Raw genomic sequence first — 11375 nt, 5'->3', positions numbered from 1 at the left:
GCCCCTCCGAACGTCGAGATCCGGCCCGGTCGTCGCGGCCCGAACGAGCGCTTGCGCCGCCATCGCTCACTCCGTCGCGTCCGCTTCCGGCGCGTCGACCGTCGGAACGGAAACGCGGTCGAAGGCTTCGGCGACGACATCGCTCGCCGCCGCGTCCTCGACCGTCGCGTCGGCGGTCAGGACCAGTCGATGAGCGAGCACTGCCTCGCCGACCGCCCGCACGTCGGCCGGGCGGACGAACTCACGGCCCTCGATCACGGCGCGGCTCCGGGTGGCTTCGAGCAGGCGCTGGGTCCCGCGCGGGGAGACGCCGACCTCGGTGCGAGCGTCCCGCCGCGTCGCGCCGACGAGGTCGACGAGGTAGCCGAGCACGTCGTCGTCGACGGTCACGTCCTCCGGGACGGTCTGGAGACGGCGCACGTCCGCGGGATCGAGGACGGCGTCAGCGCTCGGCGTCCGCGACTCGCGCTCGGTCCGCCGGCGTAACAGCCCCCGCTCCGCGTCGGCGTCGGGGTAGCCCATGGCTGTCTTGACGAGAAAGCGGTCCCGCTGGGCCTCGGGAAGCGGGAACACGCCCTCGCTCTCCACGGGGTTCTGCGTGGCCACGACCACGAACGGCTCCGGCAGCGCGTGGGTCTCGCCGTCGACGGTCACCTGCCCCTCGCCCATCGCCTCCAGCAGGGCGGCCTGGGTCTTCGGCGGCGCGCGGTTGATCTCGTCGGCCAGCACGAAGTTCGCGAAGATCGGGCCCGGCGAGAACTCGAACGCCTCGTCCGCCTCGCGGTAGACGTGCGTGCCGGTCACGTCAGCCGGCAGGAGGTCCGGCGTGAACTGGACCCTGGAAAAGGAGAGCCCGAGCGCCGACGCGAAGCTCCGGGCGGTGAGGGTCTTGCCGGTCCCGGGCACGTCCTCGATGAGGACGTTCCCCCGCGCGAGGACGGCGGTCAGCACCGTTTCGAGGAACTCCCTGTCGGCCACGACGCTCGATTCGACGGCCTTGAGGACCCGCTCGCACTCCGAGCGGGCGTCCGCGATGTCCATGTCGTTCGCCGGTGCGGCCGCGGCTGTCATAGTAGTGACAACCGAGTTTCTCACCGAGAAAACGCGGTCAGGCGACGGCCAGCCCGCTCGGGACCTGGTCGTACTCGCTCGGCCAGTCGGCCACCCCCGCCTCGGGCCACGCGGCGGTCCACTCCGCCCCCGCTTCCGACCGGAACAGGCCGTGGTTCGTCAGCGCGACGAGTCCGCCGTCCGGGTCCGCCGCGAGCACGGGCCGGGCCAGTCCCTCGGGGCCGGGCAGGCCGGCCATCGCCACCGCCCAGCGGTCGCCGGTCCACCGGTACACGTAGCTCTCGCCGCTCGTGCTGTGGGCTGACCGCGGCCCGCTGGCGGCGGAGACGACCACCCCGTCGGGGTTCGACGGGTCGACGGCCAGTCCCCAGACGTAGCGGTGGCCGAGCCCGTTCTGGGGGTGTGACCACGTTTCCCCGCGGTCGGTCGAGCGGGCGTAGCCGTCGCCCGCGGCGGTGTACACCCGCTCCGGGGCGTCGGGGTGGGTCGCCAGCGTGTGGTTGTCCCGGCGCGCGCCCTCGGGGTGGTCGACCCACGTCTCGCCGCCGTCGGGACTGCGGACGAACGCGCCGGCCTCGACGGCGACGTACACCCGCTCGGGGTCGTCCGGCGCGAGGGCGATCCAGCGGACGTGGTGCGTGTGCGGCCGCGGCGGGAACGACCACCGCGACGACGAGTCCAGGTCGGTCAGCCCCGGCCGCTCCGCCCACGTCTCGCCGCCGTCAGTCGAGCGGTAGACGGCGCTCGGCTCCGTTCCGGCCCACACCACGTCGGGGTCGCGCGGGCCGACGGTGACGCTCGTCACACGGTCGCCGGCGTCGAGCACCCGTTCCCAGGACCGGCCGCCGTCCGTGGTCCGCTGGAGGCCGTCGTCTGCGGTGCCGACGACGGCGCGGTCGGGGGCGGCCGGGTCGGCCGCGACGCATTCCACGTCGCGCCCGACGAGACAGTCGGAGGCGGCGTCGCCGTCGATAGCGAGCACGCGGTCACGCAGTGCGGCGTAGGCGATGTGCATACCGAGTGATACGAACCGCGGACGGAGAACGGTGTCGGCGTCAGCGGTTGACCGAGCGGGTCAGCGCGAAGACGTACAGCGCGATGAAGAAGCCGCCGAGGAACGCCTCCGACTGGGCGACGAGGGAGACGGTCGGGTGGCTGACCTCGCCGATGCCGCCGAGGAAGAACGCGATGAACGATCCGAGGCTCAACTGAACGTACTGGCCGACTCCGTCGAACAGGTCGGGGGCGAGAGCGACGTAGGCCAGGGCGTATGCGGTGATGATGGCCGTCGACGCCGCGAGCGCGTACGACGCCCGCTCCCCGTACCCCGTCGTCACGAACAGGAAGCCGTTCATCCCCCAGCGGACGAGGCCCCGGGCGCGCTCTCGAAGCGTCGCGTCGGCGTCCCGGGCGCGAGCCCCGTGAGACCGTCGCCGGTAGGCCATCTGCGACATGAAGAACTCCGCGGCGGCGGTGTTGTCCGCGATGGCGTTCGCGCCGTTCTTCGCGCGGAGGTACGTGACCTCGCCGGCCGACGCCCCGATCTGACCGTCCGCGGCCGTCGTGAGCCGGTCGAACGTCTCGTTCGCGGCTGGCGACAGCGTTCTGTCGACGACGCCGTCGGTGACCGTCGCCGTCCCGTCGGAGACCGACGGTTCTCCGTCTGCTCCCTCCCCGTCCGGCGGTTGCAGACCGGGGAGGTGGTCGGGGTCGTCCGTCTCTCCGTCGTGCAGGGTCGCGACGGCGTCGTCCACGGCGTCGGCGTAGGCCAGCGCGTCACGGATCGGAGCACGCAGGGACGAATCGAGTGCGTGGAGGCGGTAGCCGCCGGCCTCCAGGTCGATGTCGTCGTCGTCCCGGAAGTCGAAGCCGTCGAAGCGCGTCCGGTGAAACGCCACCCTCTCGAGGGCGGTCGGTGCGTCGCCGCACTCGAAACGGACCGTCCCCAGCGTCGCCCGGTCGAGGTCGTACACGAGCGCGCCGTCCTCGGGCTGGCAGGCGGTTCCGTCATCGAGGGTCGCCTCGGCGAGCGAGAGCAGCGCGACCCCGCCCGGCCCGACCGCTGCCGGCCGGAGATCGAGATCGCCGATGTGACAGCCGGACAGCCGGACGGTTCCGAGGAGCGTCACCTCCGCCGCGTTGACCCGCTCGATGGCGCTGTCCTCGAATCGGGGGCTCGCGAGCGTCGCGCCGTCGAGTTCGAGGGTCCCAATCGTGGCGTCGACGACCGACGACCCGACGAACCGGGCGTCGGTCACGTCCAGCCGCTCGACTTCCAGTCCCGCGAAGTCGACGCCCGCGAAGACGGCGTCGCGCATCACGAGCTTCATCGAGACGACCGCGTCGGCGAACGTCGCATCGGTGAGACGCGCGTCCGGGAGGTAGAACCGCTCGGCCTCGATCCGTGCGAAGTCGGCTTCGTCGTAGCTCGTCTCGTTGAAGTACCCGCCGCCGAACGTCGCGCCGTAGAACCGCGCCCGGCCGAAGTCGGCCCCGCGGAAGTCCGCCTCGTCGAAGTCCGCGTGGTAGAAATCGCCCGTCTCGAACGTCGCGTCGTCGAAGTCCGCCATCTCGACCGTCGCGTGGCGGAACTTCGCCGTCCCGAAGTCGGCACGGTCGAACGCGGCGTCTCGAAGCGACGCCCGCTCGAACGAGGCCGTCCCGAACGTCGCGTCTCTGGCGTCGACGGTCGATAGCGCCGCGCCGTCGAACGTTCCCGTCTCGACGCTCGCGTTCCGCCAGTCGAGGCGCTCGGCCGTGACATCGGTGAACACGACTTCCCCGAGAGTCGCGTCCCGCGCGTCGAGTTCGTAGTAGGTCCCGTCGAACGTCGCCGTGCCCGCGACCGTCGCGCCGCGGAGGTCGATCCGCTGGCCGAACTCGCTGTCGGTGCAGTCGATCCGGCCGACTGTCGCGCCGCGGAGGTCGATCGGGTAGTTGTCGCCCGCGTTCACGACCGCCATCGACAGGTCGAGGTCGTCGATGGTGGCCCCGAGGAACTGCTTCCCCCGCTCGCGGTCGCGTCGGTCCTCGCCGTCGCTCGCGGCGATGGCGTCCAGAAACGCGTCGGAGACGCTCACCGAGACAGGGACCGCGTCGGGGTCGCAGTGGAACGGACAGCGGTCTCGCCCGTCGAGTACGTCGTGGGGACAGCTCCACTCCGCCGCCGCACCGGTCCCGTCGTGGAACGCTGACGGGTCACACGTGAACTCACACGCTCCTTCGCCGCCCGACCAGGCCATTGCTGGAACGAACCGTGGCGAGCCGCGGTAATAAGCGCTTGCGTCCGCGCCTCCCTCCGCTCCGAGTCGGTTCTCGCCCGGCTACGGCGTCCACCACCGGATGCCGACCATCACGAACACGATGGCCAACTGCATGACGCCCTGAATCCCGCCGAGTCTGGCGTTTCGCATCCCGATGTCGGAGATGAGGTCCACATCCGGGTTCTCGGAGACGACCTGCCGGTAGATCCGGATCTCGCCGGGGAGGATGACCCCGAAGCCCTGCACGGACAGCACCGTGACGATGGCGAGCGCGGCGACGATCCACCACGAGGTCATCGCGAACTGCGGGAGCGCGGTCGCCAGGTACGCCCCGGACCCGACGACGGCGAGCGCGAGCGCCACGAGCGTCTTCGGGTCGGTCAGCGCGTCGAACTGGTAGCCGACGAGCAGGACGACCGGAATCAGCGTCGCAGCGGTCATCAGCGCCAGCCACGGGTCGGCGTTCGGGAACTTCCCGAGCCGCAGCGCCAGCAGGATGCCGCCGCCGACGGTCACCGCGGCCAGCGTCGGCATCAGGAACGTCATCTTCGGCGTGAACGACGAGAAGAAGCCGGCCCGCGCCTCTGGGTCCTGACCGCCCAGGACCGGGCCGAGTACCAGGCCCATGAACAGGTCGATGCCGGTCCACAGCACGCCGGCCATCACGTGGACGTACGTCAGCGCCCGGAGGTTCCCGCTCGCGACGGCCCCCGCGAACGCGAGCAGCGGGACGGCCACCGCCCCCGCCGCGAACGCCGGGTTCGCCTGCTTCGCCAGCCCACCGATACCCCGTTTCCGCTCGGTGCGGTCCGCTGTCGGTTGCGCCATGTCTGTGATATCAGGTGGCTCCCCCGACAAAAGCGTTGGTGGCTGGTTCGGAGATTTATCCCGGAACACGGCACAATTGTCGGGTATGACCGCACGCTTAATACGATGCAACACGTTGCATTCCGCATGGAGAACGTCACGACTCGAATGAGCGATACGGAACTCGATCTGGTGGCGCGTCTCGCCGAGGCGAAAGGAGAGAGCCGGAGCGACGCGATCAGGCAGGCGATCCGGCAGGGCGCTCGCGAGGAACTCATTCGGGTCGCTCTCCAGCGCTATCAGGACGGAGAGATCGGGATGCGCGGTGCGGCGGATTTGGCTGGGGTCACCATCGCGGAGATGATGGCTGAAGCGAACGACCGCGGAGTGCTGTCGAACTACGACGAGGTCGACCTCGCGGATGACGTGGATGCGTTGCGATGACCGACCGCGACCGGACGTTGTTGGTTGATGCGAGCGTCTGGATCACGCTTTCGGAGACCAACTCTTTGGACCTTTTACGAGGCTTGGATGGGAAGATTGTAATCCCAGTATCTGTTTTTAAAGAAATTAAAACGAACCCAGCGATGAAAGATCTAGAGAGTGCGAGTGATAACTGGGTACAATTTGAACCAATACTAAAAAATAAAAATATATTCGATGACATCGATGAGTACGTTCAGACGGCGGCTTCCCAATTAGGAGTTGAAGATGAATCTGATTTTACAGGCGATGTCGGACTTCTTGCGATGGCATTAAGAAACGATCGGCCAGTCGTGATAACTGACGACAAACCGCTTCGACAGACCTGCAAGGCGCTGTCGATCCTCATCTCCGGATCGATCGGTGTCCTGATACGAGCAGTCGAGCGTGGCGAGTGTACCGCCGAAGACGCCAAACAGACACTCTACGCGATGGACGAAGTCGGAGCCCGCCTCAGTGCGAGTCTCGTGAAGCGAGCGGAACAACTGATCGACGACGCGGCCGATTAGTCGTCGTCCGCGGCCGGCTGTTCGGCCGCCGATTCGCGGTCGGCGCGAGGCCCTTCAAGCTCGACGTTCGGCAGCAGGTCGCGGAGGTACTGCCCGGTGTACGATTCCTCCGTCCGGGCCACGTCCTCCGGGGTCCCTTCGGCGACCAGTTCGCCGCCGTTCTCGCCGCCCTCGGGCCCGAGGTCGACGACGTGGTCGGCGTTCTTCACGAGGTCGAGTTCGTGCTCGATGACGACCACGGTGTTGCCGTCGTCGGTGAGGCGGTGGAGCACGTCGATGAGCTTTCGCTCGTCTTCCGGGTGGAGCCCGGTGGTCGGCTCGTCGAGCAGGTACAGCGTCTCGCCGGAGTCCTTCTTTCCCAGTTCCTCGGCGAGCTTCACGCGCTGGGCCTCGCCGCCCGACAGCGTGGTCGAGGGCTGGCCGAGGCGCATGTAGCCCAGCCCCACGTCTTTCAGGAGTTCGAGGCGGCGGCGGATCCCCGAGTGGCTCTCGAAGAAGTCGTAGGCCTCCTCGACGGTCATCTCCAGCACGTCGGCGATGGTCGCGCCCTTGTAGGTCACGTCCAGCGTCTCGTCGTTGTAGCGCGCGCCGCCGCACTCCTCGCAGGGGACGGTCACGTCCGAGAGGAAGTTCATGTCGATGGTGACCGTGCCCTGCCCGCCACAGGCCTCACAGCGGCCGCCCTTGACGTTGAACGAGAACCGGCCCTTCTCGTAGCCCCGCTGTTTCGCGAGGCTCGTCTCGGCGAACAGCTCGCGGATGTGGTCGAAGACGTTGGTGTAGGTCGCCGGGTTCGACCGCGGGGTGCGGCCGATGGGAGACTGGTCGATGAGCCGCACCGACTCGATCTGGTCGATGCCCTCGATGTCGTCGTGCTCGCCGGGGTTCACGTCGGTGTCGTTCATCCGCCGGACCAGCCCCTTGTACAGCACGTCGTGCATCAGCGTCGACTTGCCGGAGCCGGAGACGCCCGTGATGGCCGTGAACGTCCCCAGCGGGACGGTCACGTCGAGGTCCGCGAGGTTGTGCTGGCGCGCTCCCCTGACGACGAGTTCGCCGTCGCGCTCGCGGCGCTCCTCGGGGACGGGAATCGCTCGCTCGCCCGCGAGGTACTCGCCGGTCACCGACTCCTCGCAGGCGGTCACCTCGTCGAACGGGCCGTTGACGACGACCTCGCCGCCGCGCTTGCCCGGTCCCGGACCCATGTCGATGATGGCGTCGGCCCGCCGCATCGTCTCGGTGTCGTGCTCGACGACGAGCAGGGTGTTGCCGAGGTCTCGGAGTTCCTCTAAGGTGTTCAGCAGGCGGTCGTTGTCGCGCTGGTGGAGGCCGATGGAGGGCTCGTCGAGGACGTACAGCACGCCGACCAGCCCCGAGCCGATCTGGGTCGCCAGCCGGATGCGCTGGCTCTCGCCGCCCGACAGCGTCGAGGCCTCGCGGTCCAGCGTCAGATAGTCCAGGCCGACCTCGGTCATGAAGCCCAGGCGGGCGCGGATCTCCTTGAGGATCTCCTCGGCGATCTTCCGGTCGCGCGCCGAGAGGTCCGCCTCCAGGCCCTCGAAGTGCGCCAGCGCGTCGCCGATGGACAGCTCGTTGACCTCGGTGATCGACGTGCCGTCGACGAGCACCGCCCGGGACTCCGCCTTGAGCCGGGTCCCCTCACAGGCCGGGCACGTGGTTGTCGCCATGTACTCCTCGATGTGCTCGCGGGCGCGGTCGGAGTCCGTCTCGACGTGGCGGCGTTCGAGGTTCGGGATGACGCCCTCGAAGCGCTCGGTCTTCTCGCGCGTGCCGTTCTTGGTGCGCCACTGGAAGTGGACGAGGTCGTCCGTGCCGTAGAGGAACTGCCGCCGGACCTCCTCGTCAAGCTCCTCGAACGGCGTCGACAGCGAGACGCCGAAGTGCTCGGCGACGTTGTCCAGCTGTCGGGAGTAGTACGTCCGGTCGTAGCTCCAGGGCTCGAAGACGTGCTTCAGCGGCTTCGACGGGTCCCGGATCACGAGGTCCTCGCTGACCTCCTTTGTCTCGCCCAGCCCCTCGCACTCGGGGCAGGCCCCGTGGGGGGAGTTGAACGAGAACGAGCGCGTCTCGATCTCCGAGATGTCGATGCCGCAGTGGGTGCAGGCGAGGTCCTCGGAGAGTTCGACGACGAGGCGCTCGCGCTCGCCGCCGTCGGCCCCGTCGCCGGCCAGGTCGCCCGTCGCGCGGGCGTCCGATCCGCCGAGCGTCTCGGCCGCGCCCTCCGGCGGGTCCGGGAGGATGACCTTCAGCGTCCCGTCGGCCTCGGTCAGCGCGGTCTCCACCGAGTCGGTGATGCGCGAGCGGGCGTCCGGCGCGATCTTGACGCGGTCGACGACCACGTCGACCGTGTGGTCGTAGTTCTCGTCGAGGTCGGGTCGGTCGAGCGTGAGGTCGTAAGACTCGCCGTCGACCTCGACGCGGCTGTACCCCTCGCTCACGAGGTCGTCGAACAGGTCCTCGAAGGCCCCCTTCTGGTCGCGGACGACCGGCGCACACAGCTTCGCTCGGGTCCCCTCGGGGAGTTCGAGCAGGCGCGACACCATGTTCTGGGCGGACTGCTCGCCCACCTCGCGGCCGCACTCGGGACAGTGCGGCGTGCCGACGCGGGCGTACAGCAGGCGGAGGTAGTCGTGTAGCTCGGTGACGGTCCCCACCGTCGAGCGGGGGTTGTTGGCGGCGTTCTTCTGGTCGATGGAGATGGCCGGCGACAGCCCCTCGACGTTCTCGACCTGCGGCTTGTCCATCTGGCCCAGGAAGTTCCGGGCGTACGCCGACAGCGACTCGATGTACCGGCGCTGGCCCTCGGCGTACACCGTCTCGAAGGCGAGCGAAGACTTCCCCGAGCCGGACAGCCCCGTCACGACCGTCAGCTCCTCGCGGGGGATCTCCACGTCGACGTCCTTGAGGTTGTGTTCCTCGGCCCCTCGGACCTCGATAACGTCCTTGCTCATCTATGGGTTCCCCAAGTGCGGGACCGCCGAAACCCTGTCGGTTGCAGTCGCTGGTCCCCGCGACCGACCAGCACAGTTCAGGCCGGCGACCGGGCACGCCCGGCGGTCCGGGACGACCCGCCCCGCTCACGCCGATTTATTTTTCGCCACAGGCGGTCGAAACTTTCAATGCGGAGGGTTCTGTGGACTCCGTGTATGAGTCAGTCCTCCACGTACGACATCTCGGGCATCGACCTCTCCGACGACCGCTACACCGTCGAGCAGAGCCTGATTCGCAACAAGTACAAGGCGATGGACGCCGCCGGGAACGTCGTCCTCCGCGGCAAGCAGAAGATGTTCAAGATGAAAGAGCAGTTCCCCTTCGTCGACGCCGACGGGAACGAGGTGTTCGAGGTCAACGCCGGCGGCATCCTCGACGTGGCGGGCAACTACATGCTCACCGACGCCCGGACGGGCGAGGACGTGGTCGTCCTCGACAACGACTTCTCCGTCTTTCAGGACGTGTGGACGGTCCGCGACGCCGACTCCGGCGAGGCGCTGGCGAAGATCACGTCCCGCGGCGCGCTCGTCACGCTCGCTCGGAACCTCCTCCCGTTCGGCGAGCTGATCCCCCACAAGTACGAGATCACCGACGCCGACGGCGGTCACGTCGGCACCATCGACGGCCAGTTCTCCTTCCGCGACCGTTACGAGATCAGCATCGACGACGCCAGTTCGGTCCCGAAAGAGCCCATCGTCGCCGCCGCGATGGTCATCGACGCCATCCAGGGCAACTGAGCGGTCGCCCCCTCCCCTGGCTGCCCGAGCGCCGACAGCCCGTCGCTCCCACCGGAACGCTTCTTGCCGTGGCTCCCGCAGGGACAGCCATGCGCCGCCGGACGGTCCTCCGACGACTCGGTGCCGGAGCGGGCATCGGGCTGACTGCGGGACGCGCGGGCGCCCACCCGACGCCGACCGACGGCGGCACGGCCGCGCCGGGCCCCGCGAGCATGCCCACCGGCGACGACCCGCTGGGCGTCCTCGCCATGGACGCCGTCTACGAGGTGGTCACCAGCCCGGACGGCCACACCGCCTACGTCGCGACGGGCGACGGCGTCGCGTTCGTCGACCTCGTCACGCCGACGAACCCGCGGCTCATCGGGCTGGAGCGGGACCTGCTGGCCGACAGCGCCGACGGGCCGATCCAGCGCGTGCAGGACCTCGCCGTCAGCGGGACGCGCCTGCTCGTCGCCGGTCCGGCCCACCCCGCCGACGGCGCGCGCGGCCTCATCGTCTTCGACGTGGCGGACCGCCGCGACCCCGAGCGGATCGCCGGCGTCGAACTCGACACGCGCATCCACAACTGCGACTTCGACGGCCGCTACGCCTACCTGACGGCGAACAGCCGCGACGGCAATCCGCTGTCGATCGTCGACACCGAGACCGGCCGCGAAGTCGGCACGTGGTCGCTGCTCGACGCGGACGACGCGTGGGACGACGTGCCCTCGGGCCTGTGGCCGCTCCACGACGTGTGGGTGCAGGACGGCCGCGCGTACCTCGCGTACTGGGATGGCGGGACGTGGATACTCGACGTGTCTGACCCCGCCGCCCCCTCGGTCGTCTCGAAAGTCCGCGGGCGCTCGCCGGCCGAACTCGCGGCGATCGACGACCCGGGCGTCGAGCGGAGCGAACCGCCCGGGAACGACCACTTCGTCACGGTGGACGACGACGCGTCGCTGCTCGGCGTCGGCGGCGAGTCTTGGGAGATCGACGACGACGGCACGGGCGGTCCGAGCGGCATCGAACTGTACGACATCACCGACCCGACCGCGCCCGAACCCGTGGCGACGCTCGACCCGCCGGCGACGTCGGACCCCTCGCCCGGTGGCATTCTCACCACCGCTCACAACTTCGAGCTGACCGCCGGCCGCTGTTACTCGGCGTGGTACAACGGCGGCGTCCGCGTCCACGACGTGCGCGACCCCGCCGCGCCCGATCTGGTGTTCGAGTGGCGCGACTCGGAGGCGGCCTCGTTCTGGACCGCCCGGCGGGCCGACGGCTGCTTCGTCGCCGCCTGCACCGACGCCAACGGCGGGACGGAGGTCCAGCCCGGCGTCTACGCGTTCCCGGACCCGCGGATTCGGACGCCCACGCCGACCGGGGCCGCTTCACCTTCGGGAGCCGAGGCCAAGGGCACCGCGCTTGGCGTCGGCGGTCCCGGCTTCGGAATCGGTACCGCGCTCGCGGCGGTCGCGCTCGCCGCCTGGCGCGCCCGGCGCTGAGCGCCCGGT

General features: G+C 69.4%; 9 protein-coding genes. 4 read left to right on the top strand and 5 right to left on the bottom strand.

Translation table 11 applies throughout. The features are described 5' to 3' along the window. Positions 1–66 precede the first annotated feature (66 nt). From GM656_RS16250 to GM656_RS16235, 4 genes are all read right to left on the bottom strand, one after another. Positions 67–1041 carry an AAA family ATPase gene (locus GM656_RS16250; RefSeq protein WP_162414774.1) on the bottom strand — a complete coding sequence of 325 codons (975 nt, stop codon included), beginning with the start codon at positions 1039–1041 and terminating at the stop codon, positions 67–69. A 67-nt stretch (positions 1042–1108) separates the two neighbouring features. Further along, positions 1109–2086 (bottom strand): WD40/YVTN/BNR-like repeat-containing protein, encoded by a 978-nt coding sequence (locus tag GM656_RS16245; protein ID WP_162414730.1) that lies wholly within the window; start codon positions 2084–2086, stop codon positions 1109–1111. A gap of 40 nt (positions 2087–2126) precedes the next feature. Beyond that, on the bottom strand, positions 2127–4313 hold the full coding sequence (locus GM656_RS16240; RefSeq protein ID WP_162414729.1) for a pentapeptide repeat-containing protein: 2187 nt from the start codon (positions 4311–4313) through the stop codon (positions 2127–2129). A gap of 81 nt (positions 4314–4394) precedes the next feature. Further along, a complete protein-coding gene (locus GM656_RS16235) occupies positions 4395–5162 on the bottom strand; it encodes a hypothetical protein (protein WP_162414728.1) in 768 nt (255 codons plus the stop codon). Between the two features lie 126 nt (positions 5163–5288). Between GM656_RS16235 and GM656_RS16230 the strand changes: the two genes are divergently transcribed. After that, the gene (locus GM656_RS16230; RefSeq protein ID WP_162414727.1) at positions 5289–5585 is read left to right on the top strand and encodes a UPF0175 family protein; all 297 of its coding nucleotides are present in this window, start codon (positions 5289–5291) and stop codon (positions 5583–5585) included. Then, the gene (locus GM656_RS16225; RefSeq protein ID WP_162414726.1) at positions 5582–6133 is read left to right on the top strand and encodes a DUF3368 domain-containing protein; all 552 of its coding nucleotides are present in this window, start codon (positions 5582–5584) and stop codon (positions 6131–6133) included. The genes GM656_RS16230 and GM656_RS16225 overlap by 4 nt, the downstream gene beginning before the upstream one ends. Here the strand turns inward: GM656_RS16225 and uvrA are convergent. Next, the gene (gene uvrA, locus GM656_RS16220; protein WP_162414725.1) at positions 6130–9105 is read right to left on the bottom strand and encodes an excinuclease ABC subunit UvrA; all 2976 of its coding nucleotides are present in this window, start codon (positions 9103–9105) and stop codon (positions 6130–6132) included. The genes GM656_RS16225 and uvrA overlap by 4 nt on opposite strands. A 195-nt stretch (positions 9106–9300) precedes the next feature. Between uvrA and GM656_RS16215 the strand changes: the two genes are divergently transcribed. Both GM656_RS16215 and GM656_RS16210 read left to right on the top strand, forming a co-directional pair. Next, positions 9301–9882, top strand: a complete 582-nt coding sequence (locus tag GM656_RS16215; RefSeq protein WP_162414724.1) for an LURP-one-related/scramblase family protein — start codon at positions 9301–9303, stop codon at positions 9880–9882. 89 nt (positions 9883–9971) lie between these two features. Then, positions 9972–11366 (top strand): LVIVD repeat-containing protein, encoded by a 1395-nt coding sequence (locus GM656_RS16210; RefSeq protein ID WP_162414723.1) that lies wholly within the window; start codon positions 9972–9974, stop codon positions 11364–11366. Positions 11367–11375: the final 9 nt, after the last annotated feature.

Origin of the sequence: Haloarcula salina (genome assembly GCF_010119195.1) — an archaeon.
Classification (GTDB): domain Archaea; phylum Halobacteriota; class Halobacteria; order Halobacteriales; family Haloarculaceae; genus Haloarcula; species Haloarcula salina.
This window is presented reverse-complemented; position numbering and strand designations above follow the sequence as displayed.